The sequence below is a fragment of the Cryptosporangium arvum DSM 44712 genome (genome assembly GCF_000585375.1).
Lineage (GTDB): Bacteria > Actinomycetota > Actinomycetes > Mycobacteriales > Cryptosporangiaceae > Cryptosporangium > Cryptosporangium arvum.
Genome location: NZ_KK073874.1, coordinates 341,822 through 365,220, shown reverse-complemented (window position 1 = coordinate 365,220; position 23,399 = coordinate 341,822). Strand labels below are relative to the sequence as shown.

Below are 23,399 nucleotides of genomic sequence, written 5' to 3'. Positions count from 1 at the left end.
ACACACCGTGGGGTGCCGGCCACTCAGACAATGTGACGAGTACCCCGCTCACCGACCGGCAGCTGTGGAACGCCGCAGCTGCCGGCGACGACAACGCCTTCGGGGCGATCTTCGACCGGCACGCGAAAGCGGTGTACAACCACTGCTTCCGCCTGACCGGTAACTGGTCGTCCGCCGACGACGCGACCTCCGCGACATTCCTGGCGGCCTGGCGCCGCCGCTCCGCGGTGACGCTCGTCCACGACTCCGCGCTGCCCTGGCTGCTCACCGTGGCCACGAACACCGTGCGCGACGAGCGCCGGTCGTTGCGCCGCCGGCTGTCGCTGCTCGAGCGCATCCCGACGCCCGCTCCCGCCCCCGATCATGCCGACGCCGTCGCCGAACGCCTCGACGACGAGCAACGCATGGCCGAGGTGCTCGCGGCCGCACGCGACCTCCCGCCGGCCGAGCGCGAGGCCCTGGCCCTCTGCGTCTGGTCCGGCGTTTCCTACGCCGACGCAGCCGAGGTGCTCGGGATCGCCGAGGTGAGCGTCCGTTCGCGGGTCAGCAGGGCGAAATCCCGGCTCGCCAGGACCTTCAGCCTCTCCGGGAGGGACCGATGATCACTCTTCAGCCGCCGCCCGAGCGTGACCTCCCGCCCGGCCGGCACGACACCATGCGCACCGAGATCCTCCGCGGCATCGCCTCCGAACGGCACCGTCCGTCCCGAGGTCCGCGCGCGTTCGACGTCCGCCGCCACTTCCTCCCGATCCTCGCCGCGGCCGGAGTGCTCGCGGTGATATGCGTGTCGGTGGGCGTCATCGCCGTCACACGGCCGGACGAGAAGCCCGAGCCGGCCGCCTCGCTCCCGCCGACGTCCGCGCCTCCGCGCGTCGTGACCCCGGTCCCCGGCTTCACCGACGCCCAGCGGAGCGCTCTGCGTGACTCGTGCGTCGCGGCCACGAAGACGGAGAAGCGCGACTTGCCGGGCCGCGGCGACCTGCCGTTGGCCAGAGACCACGTCCGCCTCGACGACATGCGCCTGCTCAACGCGACCAGCCGTAGGCACAGCACGGTCGCGCTGCTCGGCAACGGCAGCGAACTCGTCGCCTGCAGTTGGGGCTCGAAGAACTACCGGCCCTCGATGCCGCCGACGGGGGGCTTCGACTACGCCAACTTCACCGAACACGCGCAGTGGATGCCCGGAGTCGTGGCCAGGGACCACGCGAGCAGCCTGGACAGCGGCAAGGAGCAGTACCTCCAGTTGATGGGCCGGGTGAACAGCGAAGCGACGAAGATCCAGGTCGTCGCCAACCCGGACACCGACAAGGAAGCCTCGGTCACGGTCGACGTGGTCAACCGCACCTACGCGGTGACCCTGGACTACGAGACCTACAACGAGGCCGCACCGCACGTCCGCATCCGGGCCATCGACGCGAACGGCAAGGTCGTCGGAGAGCCCGGACGCGACAGCGATCCGAGGTGCTACGTCGATCCGAACGGCACGGTCGTCTACGGGTACGGGCTGAAGCCCCCGTGTGCGCCGGCTATCCCCTGGCGTTGAGAGCGGCCAGCGCGTGGGCGGTGTCCCGGGTGGCCGGGTACAGGTCGCGGTAGAGCCGGTAGAGCTCGTCGTAGCCGGCCGCAGCCTCCGGATCGGGCCGCACCACCGACGCGATCGGGTTCCACCCGCTCGCGTCGGTGACCAGCCCGGTGCCGAGGCCGGCCAGCAACGCGTCGCCGTAGCTGGCGCCGATCGCGTAGGTCGGTAGGTCCTGCGGCTCCTGCAGCACGTCCGAGACGATCTGCGTCCACAGACCGCCGCGGAGCCCACCGCCCACCGCGACCAGGCGCCGACCGGCGTTCTCCCCCATCGCTTCGAGGTTGTGGCGGACGCCGAACGCGGTGCCTTCCAGCGCCGCGCGGTACAGGTGGCCGGGGCCGTGGCGCAGCGTCAGCCCCACCAGCACGCCGCGCGCGTCGGGGTCGAAGAGCGGCGTCCGCTCCCCGGCGAAGTACGGCAGCATCAGCAGCCCGCAGGCGCCCGGCCCGGCGTCGCGGGCGGCCTCGGTGAGGTCTCCGTACGAACGGCCGGTCAGCCCGCGGAGCCAGCCGGTGATCGCGCCCGACGTCGCCATGCCGCCGGCCAGCGTGTACGTGCCGGGGAACGCGCCGACCGTGCCCCAGAGCCGCTCCGAACTGCGCCGTTCGGGCAGCACCTCGACCAGGAACATCGTCGTGCCGTACATCAGCATGACGTCACCGGGGTCGCGGACGCCGACGCTCACCGCCTCGGCCCAGGCGTCGACGGTGCCGGCGACGACCGGGACACCCTCGGGGAGACCGGTCCGGGCCGCCGCCCGCGCGGTGACCCGGCCGACCACCTCGCCGGGCCAGGCCAGCCGCGGCCGCTCGAGGCCCGGCGCGATGTCGTCCGCCCAGTCCTCGGCCCAGGAGAGGGTTCCGGCGTCGTAGAGCGGGCTCGACTGGCTGGCCGAGTGGTGGTCGAGGACGTACTCGCCGGTGAGCTCGTGCACGAGCCACGAGCTGGCCATGAAGAGCCGGCGCGTGGCGGCCCACGTGGCCGGCTCGTGGCGTCGCAGCCAGGCCAGCTTCGGCCCGACCGCCTGGGTGGTGAGCGGCGAGCCGCCCCGGGCCAGGATCTTCTCCGCGCCGTAGCGTTCGGTGAGCTCGGTGATCTCGGCCGTCGCCCTGGTGTCGACGCCGTACAGGATCGCCGGGCGCAGCGGCCGCCCGTCGGCGTCGGCGACCAGGACGCACGGCCCGATTCCGGAGATGCCGACGCCGGTCACCTCGTCGGCGGCGGGCAGCAGTTCCGCCACCAGGCTCGCCAGATCCGCCCACCACACGTCGGCCGCGTCGTGTTCCACCCAGCCCGGCTGCGGGGTCGAGACACCGTGCTCCCGGGTCGCGGACGCGACGAGCGTGCCGTCCGGCCGCACCAGCACGCCCTTGGAGCTCGACGTTCCGATGTCGATGCCGAGCAGCATCAGCGCACCACCTCGACCGAACTCGTCGGCAGCGTGCCGCCCCGGACGTCGAGGGTGACGTGTTCACCGTCGACGGTGAACGTGCCCCAGCCGGTGCCGGCGACGAACGGATACGTGCCGTCGTGCGCGCCGACGCGCAGGGCACGCGTCGCGGCGTTGTAGCGGAACCCGGTGACCGCGTCGAGCACCGACCAGCCGGCCATGGCCCTGGCGTAGTGGTCCCCGCATTCGACCTCGTTGAACGGGTTGCGACGGGATCCGTCGTGGCGCCGCCGGAGTGCGGCGAGCACGTTTCCCCCTTCGGTGTGCAGACCCTCGGCCAGGCACAGCGCGGCCACCGTGTACTCGACGCCGGTCCACACCTCGTCGCAGTAGCGCAGTGGTACCTCGGGGCGCCCGCCGCGCGGCCAGGAGCAGACGACCAGACCGGTCTCGTCGCCGTCGGCGAACACGCGATAGCCGTGGTCCTCGAAGCCGGTGCGGAGGTTGTGACGGACGATCGCGGCCAGCGCCGTGCGGACCCGCTCGGCCGGGAGCAGGTGACCGAGGTCGAGCTGGTTCGCCCACCACTGGCCGAACAGCTGGTCGGAGAGGCATCCCGCGCCGAAGTCGTAGGCCTCGCCGCTCGGGGGCTGGGCGTAGTACTCGCCGTTCCAGAGCAGCTCGTCGTAGCCCGTGCTCGCCAGTTCGAAGAGCGCGCGGTCGGCGTCGGCCACCGCGTTTTCACCCAGCAACCGACCCATGTCCTCGGCCGCGCGCAGTGCGGCCAGCCAGAGACAGCCGACGAACATGTTCGGTCCGTGCAGCGCGATGTCGTAGGTGACCGGCTGTTCGCCCTGCAGGACGCCGTCCCCGTCGGCGTCCCAGGTGTCGCGGACGTAGGCGAGCAGCGTGCGCAGTGCCGGCCAGTGGCCGCGGAGCCAGTCCAGGCCGGCGCCGTCGCGCACCGAGCGGTACGTCTTGAGTACCGCGCCGAGCATGCCGTCGAGCGCAGGCTTCGCCGGTCCACCGATCTCGACGCCGTGCAGCTGCGGCAGCCAGGTCGGCAGCACCGCCCGGTGCGGCAGGTAGCCCTCCGCGGCGGCGATCGACCATTCGGTGTCCCGCATGGTGGCGCCCAGCTGCGGAAACAGGCGCGACAGGGCCTGCTCGTAGTTGTAGACGTGGTTGCAGTCGACCGGGCAGGAGCCGCCGACGTCACCGTTGAAGTTGCGGGTGGACGCTCCGAGGCCACCCTCGAAGCCGTGCACGACGCCGTCCTCGGTGCGGAAGATCGTGGGCGACCGGACCAGGGTGCCCTGCGCCGAGATCACGTCGGCGAGCGGCTCGGGAAGCGTCTCGACCGCGTCGGACCAGGCCCGCGACGCGACCGGGTTCGCGCGGTAGTGGTCGAGCACGTCGAGGACCCCGCCGAACCGGGTCGCGTAGTGGGTGCCGAGCCAGAGCTTCGACTTTCCGTACGGGCGCTCCGGTCCGAACTGGTCCCAGTCGACGTAGCGGTTCGGGAAGTACCAGGCGTGGACGACCTCGATCGTGGTGTCCTCGCCCGGGGCCAGCGCGAACGGGATCGCGAGGACGGCGTCCCAGGTCTGACCCGCGGGGCTGGGGCCCTCGCCGCCGGTCAGGGTCGGCGGGATCGACTTCAGGGCTTCGTCGATCCTGGCCCGGGAGAAGTCCCAGAGCTGCACGGGCGTGACGAGCTTGACGGCCTCGGCGAACCGGAGGGTCTCGGCGGCGCCGCCGGAGCGGGGCAGCACCGCGGCCGGCCGGTCGGCCCAGAGCAGCATCTCGCCCGCACGGGGGTCGTCGTCCGGGAGCGTCGGGTTGTCCATGACGACGCCCTGACGCCGGTACCGGCGGTTCACGTTGCCGCCGTACCCCGACGAGCGCACGCCATCGATCGGCGCGACCCCGTCCCAGCCGACGCCGTTCTGCAGGCTCGCGATCAACCAGCCGTGGCGGAGCTCGCGCGAACGGTTGTGAATCGTGAACGCGTAGCTGACCAGCGGCAGCCCCGACGCGTCCGCGTCGAGCGGAACGAACGGCGTATGAGCGCTCAGGCGGACGTCAACCGGAAGCGTTTCGTCGTGATACGTGACGTTTGCGAACGGATAGGCGGCGGTGAACGTCGTCCCGGTCACCGGTGGCCACGGCGGAAGGTTCCCCGCGTCGGGCACGTGGTCGTCGTCGACGTTGGGCGCCGGATCGGGATGCGGGGCGATCGGCGCGGAGCGCAGCAGACGGCACACGTCGTCGGGCGGTTCGATCGAGCTGACGCGCAGCGCGAAGAAGCTGTCGGGCAGGAAGCCCCGGTGGTTCGGTGTGGAACGCAGCTGCCACTGACGCAGCGCGCCGTCCGCGCCGAGGGCGACGTGCCCGGCGCCGAGCCCGCCGAGGGGGAACGCGACGGCGCGCCGCTCGTCACCGGTGTAGGTCCTCACTTCGGGAACTCCTTGGTCAGCAGGTGCACCTGAGTGGCCGTGGCGACGGCGATCACGGCCGGGAGGAGCAGCAGGAACGGCGGGCCGACGAGCTTGGCGACCCCGGACGCGAGCGCGACGAGCGTCAGCAGCGCGAGGACGAGGGCCGGGCTGGCCGCGGTGAGCCCGGCGCCCCGGCGCCAGCCGCCGCACGCGTACGCGAACGGTGCGATGAGCAGCGCGGCGCCCAGCACGACGAGGTTCACCGCGAGCGAGGCGGCGAAGATCGGACCGGCGGCGCGGGCGACCAGGCCGGCGCACGCCAGCGTGGCCACGCCCGCCACCGGCAGCGCCCGCACGACCCCGGGGCCGAAGGCACGCACCGCGATCCCGGGCACGGCCCGGACCGCCACGGTCCCTCCGGCCAGGGCGGTGAGGAGCTGGAAAGCGGGTCCGATCGTGAGAGCGGCCACCGCGGGGGCGAGCAGCACGCCACCACCGAGGGTGAACACCGCCGTGACCGCGACCGCGACCGCCATCGGCAGCGAGGCCACCACCAGCACCGGCAGCCCGCGCCACAGCCGCGGACCGGCCTCCCGGGCCAGCAGCGCGAGCGGCACCACCGGCACGCGCGGCGAAGTGAACGTCGACACGGCGATCAGTCCTTCAGGCCCGAGCTGGCGATGCTGTCCACGAGCGTCCGCTGGAACACCAGGAAGATCAGCAACAGCGGCGCGACGACGAGCGTGATCGCCGCGAACACCACCGCGGCCTGTCCCTCACCCTGCGCCCCCTGCAGCGACGCCAGCCCGAGCGGCAGCGTCAGCTTCTCCGGCGAGGAGAGGAACACGTTGGGCCAGAAGAAGTCGTTCCAGTACATCTGGAACAGATAGATCGCGAGCGCCGAGATCGCCGGCGCCCCGAGCGGCAGGATCACCCGCCGCAGGATCGTCAGATGCCCGGCCCCGTCGATGCGTGCCGCCTCGTCCAGATCACGCGGGATTGACAGGAAGTACTGCCGCAGCAGGAAGATCCCCAACGCGTTCACCATCCCGGGCAGGTACACCGACGCGTGCGTGTCGACGAGCTGCAGCTCACGCATGAGCAGGAACACCGGGATCACGGTGATCTGCGGCGGGATCATCAGCCCGGAGAGGAACAGCAGGAAGAAGAACTCCCGGCCGCGGAACTCCAGCCGGGCGAACGCGTACGCCGCCAGCACCGACGTGAGCGTCGCCCCGACCGTGATCAACGACGTCACCTTGACGCTGTTCCACGCCATCCGCCCGAGCGGCACCAGCTCCGACACCCGGCTGAACGGGCTGAAGTCGAACGACGTCGGGATCCAGTGCGGTGGCAGCGAGAAGCGGTCGTCCGCCGGAAGGATCGCGGTGACGAAGAGCCAGAACACCGGCGCCACCATCAGCACGGCGAACGCGCACAGCAACGTCGTGGTCAACAGACGACGGATGATCATTCGTGCACCCACCTGCGTCGGAGCCGGAACTGGACGAGCGTGGCCAGCAGCACGATCGCGAACACCAGCAGCGCGATCGCCGACGCGTAACCGACCTGGAAGTTCCGGAACGCGGTCTCGTACAGGTACTGGACGACGCTGATCGTGGCGCCGTCCGGCCCGCCGCGCGTCATCAGGAACATCGGTTCGAAGATCTGGAACGCGCCGATGAAGCTGATCACGGTCACGAAGAACAGCGTGGGCGAGAGCATCGGCAGGGTGACGTGCCAGAACCGTCGCCACGCGCTGGCGCCGTCGAGCAGCGCGGCCTCGTAGAGATGGGCCGGGATCGCCTGGAGCCCGGCGAGGATCACGACGAACGAGAACCCGATCGTGTGCCACAGGTCGACGAGGATCAGCGCGGGCATCGCCCAGTGCGCGTCGACCAGGACGCCGCCGGGGAGCCCGATCTTGTCGCCGTAGTAGGTGAACACGCCGAACGCCGGGTCGTAGGCGTACTTCCAGATCAACGCGGTGGCCGCCCACGAGATCAGGAACGGGAAGAAGTACGCGGTGCGCAGGAAGTAGCGGGTGACCCGCCACATCTTGCGGGTGACGCCGAGCGCGAGCAGCAGCCCGAGGCCGACGTGCAACACGATCGACCAGAACGTGAACTCGAACGTGTTGCCGAGTGCCTTGCGGAGCGTCTCGTCGCCGACGAGCTTCGTGTAGTTGTCGCCGCCGGCGAACGTGGGCTCGCCGAGCAGGTCCCAGTTGAACAGGCTCAGCACGAGCGTCCCGACCATCGGCCCGAGCACGAAGATCAGGAACAGCACGAGCGCCGGGCTGAGAAACAGGTACGGCGCTACCCGCTCCCCCGCCGGCCGTTTCGCGGCCGACGGGGGAGATGCGACTTCAGACATTCGCCGCGACCTTTTCCTGCATCTTCTTCATGCCGTCCGCCGGCGACGTGTTGCCGGCCAGGATCTGGCCCCAGGTGTCCTCGATGTCGCGCTGGATCAGGTTGCCCTTGGCCGGCGCCGGGATCACCGTCGCGTAGTCCAGGGCCGCGTACAGGTTCTCGGTGCCGGTCGGCGAGTTGTCGAGGTACGCCGTGCTCTCCGCGACCGACTTACGCGCCGGCACGATCGTGCCGCCGAGCTGCGCGAAGAACGCGTCGCCCTCTTTCGAGATCAGGAACTTGAGGAACTCGAAGGCCTGGTCGGGCTTGTTCGAGTTCTTCATGATCGGGATGCCGTTCCACCCGACCGGCGATCCCTGCTTGACCTTCTTCGGCCAGGCCACGATGCCGAACTTCTCCACCGCGTTCGCCTGGCGGATGTTGACGATCGGCCAACGCCCACCGCCGAAGGTCGCGAGCTTGCCCTGCGTCGCGAGCGTGAAGCGGTCGAACGACCCACCGGGCGGCGGGCTGAGCTTCTCCGCCACGAGCTGCCGCGCGAACTCCGCCGCTTCGATCGCGGCCGGGGTGTCGCACGTGGCTTTCTTCCAGTCGTCGGAGAGCGTGCTGGCGCCGTTCGTCAGCAGCCACGGCATCACGCCGATGAAGTACTCCGCGGTGGCCGGGTACAGGAACGCACCGGTCTTCTGCTTGATCGTCCGCCCGGCCTTGAGGAAGTCGTCCCAGGTCCACTCGTTCGTGGGCGCCTCCACCCCCGCCTTCTGGAAGACCTCCTTGTTGAACCAGAGGCACATCGTGTTGAAGTCGCCCGGCAGGAAGTAGGTCTTGCCGTCCGGTGACCCGTACTGCTGGTTCCACTTCGGCAGGTTCGGGTGGGCGTCGGCCAGGAAGTCGTCGAGGTCGGTCTTGTTGGCCTTCACCAGGTCGTCGAGCGGCTGCAGCAACCCTTTCGCCGCGAACAGCTGCATACCCTCGGTGGCCACCTGGATCAGGTCGTACCTGACCCCACCGGCCAGCTGCGTCGAGACCTTGTCGAAGTAGGCGGCCCAGTTGTCGACCGGCGAACCGGTGGCCTTGAGCTTGATGTCGGGGTTCTTGCGCTGGAACTCGGCGAACAGTTTGTTCCAGACCTGCTGCTGGTCGGCGGTTCCGAGGTAGCTGAGGGTGAGATCGGAACTGCTGGCGCCGGAGCCGCCGTCGCCGCAGGCCGCGAGCAACGGGGCGGCGGCGACTGCGAGCGCGCCGAAGCCGGAGGCGCGCAGCAGGTCCCGTCTGGTGACCATGGTTCTCCTCAACGTTGAAGGGTTGTCAGGCCAGAGGGCCGAGGCCGGCCCAGTCGATGTCGAGCAGCCGGGCGACCGCCCGCAGTTCAGCCACGCGGTCACCCGGAACGGCGTGGATGTGGTTCGCGCCGAACGTCGAGAGGAACTCCGACGCGTCGACCTGCAGGCGGGTGAACGCGTGCGGCCACTCGAACGTCGAGAGCCGGGCCAGCCGCTCGTTCTCCGCGTCGGAGTAGCTCTCGAACGCACCGCGGGCCACGTGCAGGCGGTAGCGACCGTTGAGCCGGGTCAGCCGCGCGAACGTGGCGTCGCCGGGCGCGGCGATGTGGTGCACCGACGCCCCGCCGGCCGGGAAGAAGAACACCTCCGGGTAGAAGTGCGTCTTCGCGAGGTTCTCCAGCGGATCCGCGCTGCGGGCCGCGTACCAGGTGGCGTGCTGGCCGGAGTTGGCCAGGTCCCAGATGTCCAGGTCGGAGTGGTAGTGGCGGACGTCGGCGAAGAGCACCGGGTCGCCCGAGAGGAGCTTGAGGATCTGCATCGTCAACGCGCCGTCCATGTCGGCTTCGGTCGCGGTGACGTGGGTTTCCTTCGGCCCCTCCCAGTCGTAGGGGTCGTTGAGGAACGCCTCGGTGATGTCCATCGTGGTGAAGTGGCTGGTCAGCTCGGGCTGGCCCTTGATGCCGGAGAAGTCGAGGTTCCACTCGTCGATCAGCTCGCGCATCGCGTAGTACGAGCGGATCTGGCGCTCGAGCAGCTCGGGCGTCAGCTGCTTGCCGTCGTAGTGCACGCCGGCCGCGTGCCGCTCGAGCCACTCCCGCCCGGCGGTCACCCGCGACTGCTCGACGTGCTCGGAACGCCGGACGATCTCCCACTGGTCGATCTCCTCGACGTCGATGCCGAACGTCGCCATCCACTGGTCGGTGTTCGCGGTCGCGGTGTTCATCCCCATCGGGCGGCCGCCGATCTTGCCGAACGTCGAGCCGCACAGCCGGCTGACCGCCGTGGCCGCCCGGATCTGCGCCGCCACCTCCTCGGTGAGCCCGCCCCACGCCCGGCTGTGCACCCGGCCGATCTGGTCGAGCGCGCCACCGCCGGCGAGCATGCCGACCATGCCCGGCTGCACCGGGTCGAGGCTGGCCAGCAGCAGCAGGGGGCCGTTGGTCGACGCCGCGGCCAGCATCGTGAAGTGCGGGAACGCCCAGACCGGGTAGTGGAAGATCGTCAAGTCGGGTCGAGCCGCGGCCACCCGCCGGGCCTCGGACGTCGCCAGCTGGTTGGTCCAGATCTCCTCGACGCCGACGACGACTTCGTGCCCGTCGGCCTCCAGCGCCGCGACCAGCGCCTTTTCCGCGTTCTGGACGAACTCGCGGATGTCGTTCGCGACGTAGTCGCGGCCGTCGGACATCGTCAACAGCCCGATCCTCGCCACGGCGCCACCTCCTGAAATCGTTTTCTCGACCAACCGGTCAGGTCCATTGCCAGATCGGACGAAAGGAAGATATGGTGCTTGAAATCGATTTCTTGAAATCGATTTCTCAGAAATTAAGGCTGACCCGGTGCTGTGTCAAGGCTCACTAGGCTCAGACGACGCCTCGTCCGGGGCTGAACCGGTGCAGGGGGAAACGCGTGCAGAACGTGACGATCGGCGATGTGGCCAAGGCGGCCGGGGTCTCCCCCGCGACCGTCTCGCGGGTCCTCAACGCCAACCAGGGCGTCGCCGACGAGTTGCGTCAGCGGGTGGTGGCCGCCGTCGATCAGCTGGGGTACCAGCCCAACAGCCAGGCACGCAGCCTGCGGACCCGCGCCACGAGCGTGCTGGGGCTGATCATCTCCGACATCACGAACCCGTTCTTCCCGGAGATCGCGCGCGGGGTCGAGGACGCCGCCCACGCGGCCGGGTTCTCGGTCGTGCTCGCGAACACCGACGAGGACCTCGCGAAAGAGCAGCGCTACCTGGAGGTGGCGGCGGCAGAGCGGATGGCCGGCGTGGTCCTGGCGCCGGCGTCCAGCGCGGAGACCGACATCGGCGTGCTCCGGAGCCGGGGCATCCCGGTGGTGACCGTCGACCGGCGGCTGCTCGGGCACCCGGTGGACAGCGTCACGGTCGACAACCTGGCGGCGGCACGCGAGGCCACCCTGTATCTGGTCGGTACCGGCTGTCGGCGGATCGGGTTCGTCGGTGGCCCACTGGCCACCACCACGGCCGCGGACCGCCTGGCCGGGTACCGCGAAGGACTCGCCGAGGCCGGCCTGCCGTTCGACCCCGACCTGGTCGCCCACGGCGACTACCGGATCGACGGCGGGCGCACCGCGTCCAAGCACCTGCTCCAGCTGAGCCCGGACGCCCTCTTCGTCTCCAACAACCTGATGACGATCGGCGCGATCACCGCCCTCGACGACGCCGGCCTGCGCCACCCGCACGACATCGCGCTCGTGGGGTTCGACGACCAGACCTGGCAGACCGGGCTGCTGCCCCCGCTGACGCTCGTCACCCAGCCGACCTACGAGCTCGGGAAGCGGGCCGCGACCGCGCTGCTCGACCGCATCCGCACACCGGAGGCACCACCGAACGACGTGGTGCTCCCGGCCACGCTGGCCGTGCACGAGCCCCGCCGGTAAGCGGAGCCCGGTCCCTACTCCTTGGTGGCCTTGGCCGGGGCCTTCTTCTTGGCCGGGGCCTTCTTCGTCGTCTTCTTGGCCGCGGTTTTCTTGGCCGCGGTCTCCGCCTTCGCGGGGGCCTTCTTCGCCGCCGCCTTCTTGCGGGTGGTCTTCTTCGCCGGTCCGCGCGCCCGCCGGTCGGCCAGCAGCTCGGCCGCCCGCTCCGGCGTCAGCTCGGCCACCTCGTCGCCCTTGCGCAGGCTCGCATTGGTCTCGCCGTCGGTGACGTACGGGCCGAACCGCCCGTCCTTGATCACCATCGGCTGACCGCTCACCGGGTCGTTGGCGTTCATCTCGCGGAGCGGAGCGGCCGGTGCCGCCCGCCGCCCGCGCTGCTTCGGCTGGGCCAGCAACGCCAACGCGGCTTCCAGCGACACCGTGAACAACTCGTCCTCGGAGCCGAGGGACCGCGACTCGGTGCCGTGCTTCACGTACGGCCCGTACCGCCCGTTCTGCGCGGTGACCGGCTCCCCGTCCCCGGGGTGCGCCCCCAGCGTGCGCGGGAGCGACAGCAGCTTCAACGCGTCGTCGAGCGTCAACGTCTCCAACGACATCGAGCTGAACAGCGACGACGTCGTCTCGCCGCTCTGCACGTACGGCCCGAACCGCCCCGCCTTGGCCACCACCGGTTCCCCGGTCACCGGCGAGGTCCCCAGCTCCCGGCCGCCCTGCGGCGCCGACAGCAGCTCCTCGGCCCGCTCCGGGGTCAGCGTGTCGGGCTCGAGGTCGTCGGGCAGCGACGCCCGGTCGCCCTCGTCGTCGGGCCCGGAGGTCCGCTGCAGGTACGGCCCGTAGCGGCCGACCCGCACCACGACGGTGCGGCCGGTCTCGTCGGTGAACAGCGGGATCGAGTTCACCCCGCGCGCGTCGATGTCGCCCAGGTTCAGCGCGACCAGGTGCTTCAACCCACCGGCCCGGGAGACGCTCTCCTCGCGGACGTTCGCATCGTCCGACGCCCCGAAGTAGAACCGGGTGAGCCAGTCGACCCGCCGGCGCTCACCGGCCGCGATGTCGTCCAGGTCCTCCTCGACGTTCGCGGTGAACTTGTAGTCGACCAGCCGCGGGAAGTACTGCTCGAGCAGCTGCACCACGGCGAACGCGATGAAGGACGGCACCAGCGCGGCGCCCTTCTTCCACACGTACCCGCGGTCCTGGATCGTGCGCATGATCGACGCGTACGTCGACGGGCGCCCGATGCCGAGCTCCTCCAGCGCCTTCACCAGGCTCGCCTCGGTGTAGCGCGGCGGGGGCTGGGTGTTGTGACCTTCCGCGAGCAGGTCGTGCGCGGTCAGCGGGTCGTCCTTGGTCAGCCGCGGCAGCCGGCGCTCGGAGTCGTCGGTCTGGTCGTCGCCCTCGTGCGATTCGTCGATGTCCTCGACGTAGGCGCGCAGGAAGCCCGGCTCGGTGATCGTGCGACCGGAGGCGGCGAAGTCGGCCACCTCGTTGGTGCTCGACGTTCCCGACAGCCGGACCGAGACCGACTGCCCCACGGCGTCGATCATCTGGGACGCGATCGTCCGCTTCCAGATCAGCTCGTAGAGGCGGAACTCGTCGCTGGACAGCTCGCGGGCCAGCTCGCCCGGCGTCCGGAAGTGCTCACCGGACGGCCGGATCGCCTCGTGCGCCTCCTGGGCGTTCTTCACCTTGCGGGCGTACCGGCGCGGCTCGGTGGGCACGTACCGGTCTCCGTACAGCTCCCGGACCTGCTGGCGGGCCGCGGTGAGCGCGGTCTCCGACAGGTTCGTCGAGTCGGTACGCATGTAGGTGATGTAGCCGTTCTCGTACAGCCGCTGCGCGACACGCATCGTCTGCTCGGCGGCGAAACGCAGCTTGCGGCTGGCCTCCTGCTGCAGCGTGGAGGTCATGAACGGCGCGTACGGCTTGCGCCGGTACGGCTTCTCCTCGACGCGGACGACCTTGAACGCAGCGCCCTCGAGCCGGGCGGCCAGGCCACGGGCCCCCGCCTCGTCGAGCTGGATGACGTCGCCGCGCACCTCGGTCTTGAGCTGGCCGGTCGTCGGCTCGAAGTCACGGCCCGTCGCGACCCGGTCGCCGTCGAGGCCCACCAGCGTCGCGAGGAAGTCGCCCGGCTCGCCGGGAACCGACTCGGAGACCGCGAAGTGGCCGCGGATGTCCCAGTACTCCGCCGACCGGAACTTCATCCGAGCGCGCTCGCGCTCCACCACGATCCGTGTGGCGACCGACTGGACCCGCCCGGCCGACAGCCGGGGCATGACCTTCTTCCAGAGGACCGGCGAGACCTCGTACCCGTAGAGACGGTCGAGGATGCGGCGGGTCTCCTGCGCGTCGACGAGCGAGAGGTTCAGCTCGCGGGTGTTGGCGACCGCCGCGAGGATGGCCGGCCGGGTGATCTCGTGGAACACCATCCGCCGCACCGGAACCCGGGGGCGGAGCTCCTCGACCAGGTGCCAGGCGATGGCCTCGCCCTCGCGGTCCTCATCGGTGGCGAGGTAGAGCTCAGTGGCGTCCTTGACCAGCTGTTTGAGCTTCGTGACCTGCGCCCTGCGGTCCGGGCTCACCACGTAGAGCGGTGCGAACTCCCGGTCGACGTCGACGCCGAGCCGGGCCCAGGACTCGCCCTTGTACTTGGCGGGCACGTCTTCGGCGTTGCGGGGCAGGTCACGGATGTGGCCGATGCTCGCCTCGACGACGTAGCCGGGGCCGAGGTAATCGGCGATCTTCTTCGCCTTGGCCGGCGACTCGACGATCACCAGACGCAGGCCGTCGTCGCCGGCGGCGGTGCCGGTACGCCGGCCCCGCTTGGCGGCGGCAGCGGTGGTGGTGGGAGCGCTCACGAATCTCCAAGGTCAACATGGCTCGGTCGGACACAGCCGCTGGGCAGTGTGCAACCCAGCAGGCGTCCGCTGTCAAACGTAACGCGCGGACGTGGCCGTTCGATGTCCGCCCATCCGTCGGTCGGGTACTCCGCTGCGTCCGATCGGGCACGAGCGACGCAGCGCACAGGTTTCCCAGAGTGGCACTACGCCGCGCCGAAATCCCTCATATCCACAGGGTCAATCCTGCTGCGTACCCGACAGTCGTCCGACTTATGCCATGTCGCGCCGTCAGGCTTTCTTCTTGGCCGCCGCTTTCGCCTTGGCCTTCGCCCGGGCCTTCACCCGGGCTTCCGCGACCACTCGGGCCTGCGCGCGAGCCTGCTTGATCCGCTCCTCGACCTCGGCTTTCTCGAGGATGGCGGCATCTTCCGGGGTCGGCGCGGTGCCGCCCTTGGACGCCGGCAGCCACCACTTGTCGTCCTGGCCCTTCGGCCGGTACGGGTCGGACTCGATCGCTTCCTCGAGCAGCACCGCCATCCGGCTCTTCATCTCGGCGGTGACCTCGGCCGGGTCGTCCGACTTCGTCGGGTTCAACGGCTCGCCCACCCGGAGGAGCACCGGGTTGTTGCGGCGGGTGAGGTCGCGGGGATTCTCCTTCGACCAGTACCGCTGGGTACCCCACACGATCATCGGCACCAGCGGCACCTCGGCCTCGGCGGCCATCCGCGCCGCGCCGAACTTGAAGTCCTTGAGTAGGAACGACCGGCTGACCGTGGCCTCCGGGAACACCCCGACGACCTCGCCGTCGCGCAGCGCCTTCACGGCCGCGGCGAACGCTCCGGCACCGGCCGCCCGGTCGACCGAGATGTGCTTCATCCCGCGCATCAGCGGCCCGGAGATCTTGTGTCGGAACACCGACTCTTTCGCCATGAACCGCACCAGCCGCTTCGAGGGCTGCGCGGCCAGGCCACAGAACAAGAAGTCCAGGTAGCTGACGTGGTTGCTGGCCAGGACCGCGCCACCAGTGCGCGGTATGTGCTCGCCACCCACCTCGTCCACCTTCACCCGAATTCCGGCAAAGGCTGCCTTGGCGAGGGTGATCACCGGCGGGTACACGATTTCGGCCATACAGCGCCCTCTGCTCCTCGGTTACTACGGACACGTAGGTTACCGAACCGTAGGAAAGGCGTCGACCTCTCCGGTTGTCGCCGGATGAACGGCTCACAACCGATGGGGGTTCCCGTCTACCCGTGAGCGTGTTCACGCGCTGCGAGCCAGGCCGCCGCGGGCTGACCGGCGGCGATCGCGTCCAGCAGCCGCCGGTGCTCTTCGGCCAGGTCGGGCGAGAGCACGGGCACCGCCAGCCGTCCCATCCCGTCGTCGCCGACCGTCCCGCCGGACCGCGTTCCGTTCTTTTTCATCGACGCCGAGCCGGTCGCACCCTCGGCGCCCGGTTTGTCGGCACCGGCGCCGTGACTCCCGTTCGCACCGTTGACGGCGTGCCCGTTCAGGTCGAGACCGCTCCTGACGTCGCCGTCGAAACCGGCGCCGACCGCGGCCGGGACCTTCGTCACCAGGTGGATGCCGTCCACCTTCTTCTCGATGTTCTTCGCGCGCTCGGCGCGGGACGCGGCGGCGAGCCGAGCGACTTCCAGCCGGTCGGCGAGCCGATCGAGCATCTGCAGCGCGACGGGGTTGCCGGCGATCTCCGCGATCTGGCGGTGCAGGCGCTGGTCGTGGCGGTAGGCCTCGTCGGTGTCGCCACGCTCCAAGTAGGTCCGGGCGGAGGCCGCCGCCTCCTCGGCGGCGCGCAGTGCGGCCGGCGAGACCTCACCGGCCTTCTGCCGCCGCGCCGCGAGCTCGGCCACCAGGACGTCGAGCGCGGCGCGCACCGTCCGGGCGTGCCACGCCTCTTCCTCGTCCATCAGATCCACGATGACCCCCCGATCGGAGGCACGGACCAACCCGTCCCCGGCCAACCGCCGCAGCGCTTCCCGGACCGGGGTGCGTGACATGCCGAGCGTCTCGGCGATCTCCACCTCGGTCAGACGAGCACCCGCGGGGTACTGACCGTCGACGATGGCCTCCCGCAACCGCGCATACGCGGCATCCGCCTGCACGGCCGGAACTTAACATCCCTAAAGGGACATTCGCCCTTAACGACTCACGTTTCTAATACCGGAACTATCGGAATCAACCGATCGATTCCCGCCAGCGAGATCGTGCGCAGGACACTTCCCTCCGCGCCGGTCATCGTCAGCTCGGCTCCGCGCGCGGAAACCGTCCGATGCAGCCGGACGAATGCGCCGAGCACGCTGGAGTCAATGAACGTGGCCGCCGAGAGATCAACGGTGACGTCCGACGGCTCACCGTCGGACAGCACACCGAAGATCGGCTCCCACTCCTGGGACATCGTGAGGTCGACTTCGCCGACCAGAACGATCCGGTATCCGAACCGGGACGGTTCGCACCGGAGCTGTCCGGCGCTGTCCCATCCGGTGGATTCGTCTTGTGCGATGGGTGAGCGTCCAGTCACCCCGTGACCTCGGCCGCCGGGGAACCCGTCACCGCCGCCGAGGCGTCCTCCACCGACCGGTACACCGGCAGCGCGCGGGACAGATTGGTGATCGTCAGCAGACGCACGAGCGCCGGCCGCGCACCGACGAGCGCCGCCGCTCCGGAGTTGTCACGCAGCCGGCGGTGCACCTCCATCAGCACACCGAGACCCGTGGAGTCCAGGAACGGCACTCCGGACACATCGAGCACGAGGTACTTGTGTCCCGCGTCCACCAGACCGAGCAGCTCGTCCCGCAGCTGCGGTGTGGTGGCCATGTCCACCTCACCGACGATCTCGCAGCGCGCGACACCGTCGACGTGCTCCACACTCACCTGCAACGACACGCGAACCTCCGCCATGACGACTACCGTCTGGGCTCCTCTATCCAGAAAACGGAGGGCGCAAACCAGCTCGCGCCGAGCAGTTACGTTTCAGCCGCGGCGAACGCTTATGGATATGAGGCCGTGAAACCCGGCGAGTACCCGCCGAGCGCCCGGCCGACCCGGTATACCCGGCGCCGACCTATCCTCGGTGACGCCGAATGAAGGAGTTGGGGTGAGCGCTGCCACCTACCCGCCCACGCACGGGCTGAGCGGGCGCCCGGTCGACCCGGCTGACGCCGGTCCGGTCCGGGTCATCCTGGTCGAGGACGACCACGGTGACGCGTTCCTGGTGGAGGAACTACTCGCCGGTGCGCGGGTGGCGTTCGAGCTCACCTGGGTGCAGAACCTCGCCGACGCCACGTCGGCCCTCGATTCCGGTGTGCGGTGCGTGCTGCTCGACCTCAACCTGCCGGACGCCACCGGCATGGAGGGCCTGACCAAGGTGCTCGAGCTCGCGCCGCAGGCCGCTGTGATCGTGCTCACAGGCCTGGCTGACGAGCACCGCGGCGTGGAGGCGGTCGCCGCGGGCGCCGAGGACTACCTGGTGAAGGGGCAGGTCGACGGCGAGCTGCTCGCCCGGGCGATCCGCTTCGCGGTCGAGCGCAAGCGGGCCGACTCGGCCGCGTTGCGTTTGCGCGAGGCCGAGATGCTGGCGAGCGAGAACGCGCGCATGGAGCGGGCACTGCTGCCCACGCCGCTGCTGCACGACGACCGGGTCCACTTCGCCCACGCGTACCGGCCCGGCCGCCGGATGGCGCTGCTCGGCGGCGACTTCTTCGACGTGATCGAGCGTGACGGCTCGGTGTTCGCGTTGATCGGCGACGTCAGCGGCCACGGCCCGGACGAGGCCGCGCTCGGCGTCTGCCTGCGCATCGCCTGGCGGACGCTCGTGCTCTCCGGCGTTCCGGCCGACGGGATGCTGCCGGTGCTCGACATGCTCGTGGTCCGCGAGCGGCACAGCCCGTTCGCGTTCGCGACCGTCTGCATGGTCGTGATCAGCCCCGACCGCGGTTCGGCCGACATGTATCTGGCCGGGCACCCCTCGCCCATTCTGGTCAGCGAGCCCGGTCTCGTCGCCGGCGGAGTGGGTCAACTACCGATGGGGCCGCGCGGCCCGGCGCTCGGGTTCCTGCCCGAGGGGCACTGGCCCGCGGTTCCGGTGCCGCTGCCGCCGTCCTGGGCGCTACTGCTGTTCACCGACGGTTTGTTCGAAGCCCGCACCGGGAACGGGCCGGATCGGCTCGGTGAGGAGGGCCTCGTGGATCTGATCGCCCGGCACCACCCCGGCTTCCCGGTCGGCATCAGCTGGCCGGAAACGCTTCTCGACGCCGTCGAGGAGCAGAACGGCGGCGCGTTGGCCGACGACGCCGCGCTGGTCGTGCTCTCGCACGCCGCCGAGGAAGAGGTCCGATGAACTCCGGCACCGGTGAATGGACGCTACGACGGCGTCTGCTCACCACGTTCATCGTGGTCGGAGCGATGACCGCGGTCATCGCCGGGCTCGCGGCCACCGCGCTGGGGCGGGTCATCGACCGCAACAACGACCTGCTCGGCCGCATCGGGCCGGCCCGGCTGTCGGGCTACCAGCTGGAGTCCGCGCTCCTCGACCAGGAGACCGGCGTCCGCGGCTACGTACTGACCAAGCAGGCGACGTTCCTGGAGCCCTACGACGAGGGCCTGAACGACCAGCGGGCCCACCTGCGGACGATCCGGGACTCGATTCCCGAGGACGACGGGCTGCACGACGACCTGGACCGGGTCGACGGCGCGATAAACGCGTGGCGCAGCCGGTACGCCGATCCGGCGATCGCCGCCGCCCGCACCGGTCGGACCGCGACGACGACCGTCGACGACGAGGGCAAGGCGCTGTTCGACGCGGTCCGGAAAGCGATCGCCACGTTCCAGAACGACCTCACCGACATCCGCAACGGCATCTACGACGACCTCCAGTCCGCGATCAGGACGCTCATCGCGGTGGCGGTCGTGGCGTTGCTCGGCATCCTGATCGCCGGGTTCGTCCTGTGGCGGGCGCTCGGCCGCTGGGTCTTGCAGCCGCTGGAACGGATCGGCGCGGAGACCAAGCAGGTCGTCGGCGGCTCGCTCACCCACAAGGTCACGGTGGACGGCCCGCAGGAGATCACCGCGGTGGCCGCCGATGTCGACGCGATGCGGCACTCGCTGGTGGCGGCCCTGTCCACCGCGGTCGCCGCGCAGGACCGGCTCAAGGAGCAGACCGACCAGCTGGCAGCCCAGACCGCCGACCTGCAGCGCTCCAACACCGAGCTGGAGCAGTTCGCGTACGTCGCCTCGCACGACCTGCAGGAGCCGCTGCGCAAGGTCGCCAGCTTCTGCCAGATGCTGTCGCGGCGCTACTCCGGGCAGCTCGACGAGCGCGGCCAGCAGTACATCGACTTCGCCGTGGACGGCGCGAAACGAATGCAGCGGCTGATCAACGACCTGCTGGCGTTCTCCCGGGTCGGCCGCACCACCGGTGAGTTCGAGGACGTCGCGCTCGACAGCGTGCTCGACCGGGCGCTCACCAGCCTGGGCAGCACGATCGAGGAGAGCGACGCCGACGTCCAGGCCGACGTGCTGCCGCACGTGAACGGCAACCCGATCCTGCTGACCCAGGTGTTCCAGAACCTGATCGGCAACGCGATCAAGTTCCATGGCATGGCCGCGCCGCGGGTGCGGATCACCGTCGAGCAGAAGGACGACACGTTCGAGTTCGTCTGCAGCGACAACGGCATCGGCATCGAGCCGCAGTACGCCGAGCGGGTGTTCGTGATCTTCCAGCGGTTGCACGGCAAGGAGCAGTACGACGGCACCGGGATCGGGCTGGCGATGGTGCGCAAGATCATCGAGCACCACGGCGGCCGGATCTGGCTCGACACCGAGTCCGCGGCCGGAGGGGGAACGACGTTCCGCTGGACGCTGCCGGTACCGTCGGAACTCGAGGCCGCGACGACCGGGGTGGGCGCGGTGCGAACGGAGAGCAACGCGTGACTGAGCCGCTACCCATCGAGGTCCTGCTGGTCGAGGACGATCCGGGCGACGTCCTGATGACCCGGGAAGCGTTCGAGGACCACAAGCTGCGCAATTCGCTGCACGTGGTGAACAACGGCGCCGACGCGCTGCTCTTCCTCCGCAAGCAGGGCGAGTTCGCCGGCGTTCCGACGCCCGACCTGGTGCTGCTGGACCTCAACCTGCCGCGGATGGACGGCCGCGAGGTACTCGCGGAGATCAAGGCCGACGAGACGCTCCGGAGGATCCCGGTGGTGGTGCTGACCACCTCGGAGGCCGAAGAGGACGTCCTGCGCAGCTACAACCTGCATGCGAACGCCTACGTGACGAAGCCCGTGGACTTCGAGCAGTTCGTGAACGTCGTCCGCCAGGTCGACGAGTTCTTCCTGACGGTGGTTCGCCTGCCCCCGGCATGACGAAGGGCCCGCCGCAGCGCGGCGGGCCCTCCGACCGTGGTTACACCCCCACTGGCTGCGTGGGCACCTTCGCGGGCTCTTCCTCGTCCTCGGCGATCGAGATCGGGCGGCGGCGGGAGACGATGACCGCGCCGACGATGACCGCGGTGGCCACGAGCGCGATGGCCACCCGGACGCCGACGTTCTCGTCCGCACCGACCGACAGCGTGACGACGGCGGGCGCGACGATCAGCGAGACCAGGTTCATCACCTTGATCAGCGGGTTGATCGCCGGGCCTGCGGTGTCCTTGAACGGGTCACCGACCGTGTCACCGATCACCGTGGCGTCGTGGGCGGCGGAACCCTTGCCGCCGAACGCCCCGTCCTCGACCATCTTCTTCGCGTTGTCCCAGGCCCCACCGGAGTTGGCCAGGAACACCGCCATCAGCGTGCCGGTAGCGATCGCACCGGCCAGGTAGGCGCCGAGCGGCCCGACCCCGAGCCCGAACCCGACCGCCACCGGCGCGAGCACCGCCAGCAGACCCGGCGTCGCCAGCTCGCGCAGCGAGTCCTTCGTGCAGATGTCGACGACCTTGCCGTACTCCGGCTTGCCGGTGCCCTCCATGATCCCGGGGATCTCCCGGAACTGGCGCCGGACCTCGAACACGATCGCGCCGGCCGCCCGGGTCACGGCGTTGATCGCCAGACCGGAGAACAGGAACACGACCGACGCGCCGATGATCAGCCCGACGAGGTTCTTCGGGTTGGCGACGTCGAGCACGCCCGCGTACTCGCCGGTGATCCGCTGCCCGGCCTCCGTGGCCGCGGTGCGCACCGCATCGGTGTACGAGCCGAACAGCGCGGTCGCCGCGAGCACCGCGGTGGCGATCGCGATGCCCTTGGTGATGGCCTTCGTGGTGTTGCCGACGGCGTCCAGGTCGGTGAGGATCCGGGCGCCGGCCTCGTCGATGTCGCCGGACATCTCGGCGATGCCCTGAGCGTTGTCGGAGATCGGGCCGAACGTGTCCATGGCGACGATGACACCGACCGTGGTGAGCAGACCGGTACCGGCGAGCGCCACCGCGAACAGCGAGATCACCGTGACGCCACCACCGAGCAGGTACGCGCCGAAGACGCCGGCGCTGATGACCAGAGCGGTGTAGACGGCCGACTCGAGACCGACGGTGATGCCCGACAGCACGACCGTGGCCGGGCCGGTGAGCGCGGTCTTGCCGATGTCGCGCACCGGCCGGCTGCCGACCGCGGTGAAGTAGCCGGTGAGCAGCTGGATGGCCGCGGCCAGCACGATGCCGATGAGCACCGCCACGACCGCGATCAGGCGCGGGTCGCCGTCGTGGGCGGCGATCGACTCGCTGACGCCGGTGAAGCCGTCGAAGGACGACGGCAGGTAGAGGAACGCGGCGATCGAGCACAGCACCGCGGAGATGAGCGCGGAGATGAAGAACGCCCGGTTGATCGCGGTCATGCCGTTCTTGTCGCTCGCTCGCAGGCGGGTGATGAAGACACCGATGATCGCGGTGACGACGCCGATCGCGGGCACGATGAGCGGGAAGACCAGGCCCTCCTCGCCGAACGCGACGCGACCCAGGATCAGCGACGCGACGAGCGTGACGGCGTAGGACTCGAACAGGTCCGCGGCCATACCGGCGCAGTCACCCACGTTGTCGCCCACGTTGTCGGCGATCGTCGCGGCGTTGCGCGGGTCGTCCTCGGGGATGCCCTGCTCGACCTTGCCGACGAGGTCGGCGCCGACGTCGGCGGCCTTGGTGAAGATGCCGCCGCCGACCCGCATGAACATCGCGAGCAGCGCCGCGCCGAAGCCGAAGCCCTCGAGCACGGTCGGCGCGTCGCCCTTGTAGATCAGGACGACGACCGAGGCGCCGAGCAGGCCGAGGCCGACCGTGAAGAAGCCGACGACGCCACCGGTACGGAAGGCGATCCGCACCGCGGTGGGCGCGCCGTCCTTCTCCCGGGCCGCCGCGGCCACGCGGACGTTCGCTCGGGTGGCCAGCCACATGCCGATGTAGCCGATGAACGCCGAGAACAACGCGCCGACGACGAAGAAGACCGAACGTCCGATCCTCACTCCGATGTCGTCACCCGGAACGGGGAGGACGAACAGAAGCACGACCGCGACGACGACGAAGATCCCGAGCGTCTTGAACTGACGGGCCAGGTAGGCGGAGGCTCCTTCCTGAACCGCCGCGGCGATCTCCTGCATCTTCGCGGTGCCCTGGCCCGCGGCGAGTACCGCGCGCACCAAGGCCGCGGCTACGCCGAGCGCGAGTAGGGCAATGGCCGCGGCGATCACTACGTACGTGATGTTGTCGCCGCTGATGTTTACGCCTCCGCCGTCGATGGCGGAGTTGAGCCCTTCCATGCGTCCTCCTGAACGGGCGAGCGCGGTGAAACGCTCCCCAGAAGCCTGCGCTGAGGGCCCGGCGGTAACGAACAGGAACAGGGGATCTCTCCGCCGGGATTCGGGGAGTCTA

General features: G+C 70.1%; 19 protein-coding genes. 6 read left to right on the top strand and 13 right to left on the bottom strand.

From position 1 onward, the window contains the following. Window positions 1-32 precede the first annotated feature (32 nt). Window positions 33-602, top strand: coding sequence for an RNA polymerase sigma factor (locus CRYAR_RS01695; RefSeq protein ID WP_035847883.1), 570 nt, complete (start codon window positions 33-35; stop codon window positions 600-602). Continuing rightward, window positions 599-1,543, top strand: coding sequence for a hypothetical protein (locus CRYAR_RS01690; protein ID WP_035847881.1), 945 nt, complete (start codon window positions 599-601; stop codon window positions 1,541-1,543). Before CRYAR_RS01695 ends, CRYAR_RS01690 begins: the two co-directional genes overlap by 4 nt. Here the strand turns inward: CRYAR_RS01690 and CRYAR_RS01685 are convergent. Genes CRYAR_RS01685 through CRYAR_RS01655 form a run of 7 tightly spaced genes read right to left on the bottom strand, consistent with a single transcriptional unit; the run spans window position 1,527 to window position 10,500 of the window. Next, window positions 1,527-2,990, bottom strand: coding sequence for an FGGY-family carbohydrate kinase (locus CRYAR_RS01685; protein WP_035847879.1), 1,464 nt, complete (start codon window positions 2,988-2,990; stop codon window positions 1,527-1,529). The two genes, CRYAR_RS01690 and CRYAR_RS01685, sit on opposite strands and share 17 nt — an antisense overlap. Then, window positions 2,990-5,431, bottom strand: coding sequence for a GH116 family glycosyl hydrolase (locus CRYAR_RS01680; protein ID WP_063725643.1), 2,442 nt, complete (start codon window positions 5,429-5,431; stop codon window positions 2,990-2,992). The genes CRYAR_RS01685 and CRYAR_RS01680 overlap by 1 nt, the downstream gene beginning before the upstream one ends. Further along, a complete protein-coding gene (locus CRYAR_RS01675) occupies window positions 5,428-6,063 on the bottom strand; it encodes a hypothetical protein (RefSeq protein ID WP_035847876.1) in 636 nt (211 codons plus the stop codon). The genes CRYAR_RS01680 and CRYAR_RS01675 overlap by 4 nt, the downstream gene beginning before the upstream one ends. Window positions 6,064-6,068: 5 nt before the next feature. Next, window positions 6,069-6,887 carry a carbohydrate ABC transporter permease gene (locus CRYAR_RS01670; protein WP_035847874.1) on the bottom strand — a complete coding sequence of 273 codons (819 nt, stop codon included), beginning with the start codon at window positions 6,885-6,887 and terminating at the stop codon, window positions 6,069-6,071. After that, a complete protein-coding gene (locus CRYAR_RS01665; protein ID WP_035847872.1) occupies window positions 6,884-7,789 on the bottom strand; it encodes a carbohydrate ABC transporter permease in 906 nt (301 codons plus the stop codon). Before CRYAR_RS01665 ends, CRYAR_RS01670 begins: the two co-directional genes overlap by 4 nt. Then, a complete protein-coding gene (locus CRYAR_RS01660) occupies window positions 7,782-9,071 on the bottom strand; it encodes an ABC transporter substrate-binding protein (RefSeq protein WP_051569596.1) in 1,290 nt (429 codons plus the stop codon). The genes CRYAR_RS01665 and CRYAR_RS01660 overlap by 8 nt, the downstream gene beginning before the upstream one ends. 25 nt (window positions 9,072-9,096) lie before the next feature. Then, window positions 9,097-10,500 (bottom strand): L-fucose/L-arabinose isomerase family protein, encoded by a 1,404-nt coding sequence (locus tag CRYAR_RS01655; protein ID WP_035847870.1) that lies wholly within the window; start codon window positions 10,498-10,500, stop codon window positions 9,097-9,099. 197 nt (window positions 10,501-10,697) lie between these two features. Between CRYAR_RS01655 and CRYAR_RS01650 the strand changes: the two genes are divergently transcribed. Further along, the gene (locus tag CRYAR_RS01650; RefSeq protein ID WP_035847869.1) at window positions 10,698-11,690 is read left to right on the top strand and encodes a LacI family DNA-binding transcriptional regulator; all 993 of its coding nucleotides are present in this window, start codon (window positions 10,698-10,700) and stop codon (window positions 11,688-11,690) included. A gap of 14 nt (window positions 11,691-11,704) precedes the next feature. Here the strand turns inward: CRYAR_RS01650 and topA are convergent, their stop codons facing one another. The 5 genes from topA to CRYAR_RS01625 form a co-directional block, all read right to left on the bottom strand. Further along, window positions 11,705-14,545, bottom strand: coding sequence for a type I DNA topoisomerase (topA, locus tag CRYAR_RS01645; RefSeq protein ID WP_084699926.1), 2,841 nt, complete (start codon window positions 14,543-14,545; stop codon window positions 11,705-11,707). Between the two features lie 270 nt (window positions 14,546-14,815). Further along, window positions 14,816-15,655 (bottom strand): lysophospholipid acyltransferase family protein, encoded by an 840-nt coding sequence (locus CRYAR_RS01640; RefSeq protein ID WP_063725642.1) that lies wholly within the window; start codon window positions 15,653-15,655, stop codon window positions 14,816-14,818. A gap of 116 nt (window positions 15,656-15,771) precedes the next feature. After that, a complete protein-coding gene (locus tag CRYAR_RS42515; protein ID WP_084699923.1) occupies window positions 15,772-16,647 on the bottom strand; it encodes a GntR family transcriptional regulator in 876 nt (291 codons plus the stop codon). Between the two features lie 44 nt (window positions 16,648-16,691). After that, window positions 16,692-17,063 carry an STAS domain-containing protein gene (locus tag CRYAR_RS50070; protein ID WP_157017244.1) on the bottom strand — a complete coding sequence of 124 codons (372 nt, stop codon included), beginning with the start codon at window positions 17,061-17,063 and terminating at the stop codon, window positions 16,692-16,694. Beyond that, on the bottom strand, window positions 17,060-17,443 hold the full coding sequence (locus CRYAR_RS01625; protein ID WP_051569592.1) for an STAS domain-containing protein: 384 nt from the start codon (window positions 17,441-17,443) through the stop codon (window positions 17,060-17,062). The genes CRYAR_RS50070 and CRYAR_RS01625 overlap by 4 nt, the downstream gene beginning before the upstream one ends. Before the next feature lie 196 nt (window positions 17,444-17,639). Between CRYAR_RS01625 and CRYAR_RS01620 the strand changes: the two genes are divergently transcribed. Genes CRYAR_RS01620 through CRYAR_RS01610 form a run of 3 tightly spaced genes read left to right on the top strand, consistent with a single transcriptional unit; the run spans window position 17,640 to window position 20,907 of the window. Further along, the gene (locus CRYAR_RS01620) at window positions 17,640-18,881 is read left to right on the top strand and encodes a PP2C family protein-serine/threonine phosphatase (RefSeq protein WP_211247221.1); all 1,242 of its coding nucleotides are present in this window, start codon (window positions 17,640-17,642) and stop codon (window positions 18,879-18,881) included. Then, complete coding sequence (locus CRYAR_RS01615) at window positions 18,878-20,473, top strand: sensor histidine kinase (RefSeq protein WP_051569591.1); 1,596 nt, start codon at window positions 18,878-18,880, stop codon at window positions 20,471-20,473. Before CRYAR_RS01620 ends, CRYAR_RS01615 begins: the two co-directional genes overlap by 4 nt. Continuing rightward, window positions 20,470-20,907, top strand: coding sequence for a response regulator (locus CRYAR_RS01610; protein ID WP_035847868.1), 438 nt, complete (start codon window positions 20,470-20,472; stop codon window positions 20,905-20,907). The genes CRYAR_RS01615 and CRYAR_RS01610 overlap by 4 nt, the downstream gene beginning before the upstream one ends. Window positions 20,908-20,947: 40 nt before the next feature. Here the strand turns inward: CRYAR_RS01610 and CRYAR_RS01605 are convergent, their stop codons facing one another. Further along, the gene (locus tag CRYAR_RS01605; protein ID WP_035847867.1) at window positions 20,948-23,287 is read right to left on the bottom strand and encodes a sodium-translocating pyrophosphatase; all 2,340 of its coding nucleotides are present in this window, start codon (window positions 23,285-23,287) and stop codon (window positions 20,948-20,950) included. Window positions 23,288-23,399: the final 112 nt, after the last annotated feature.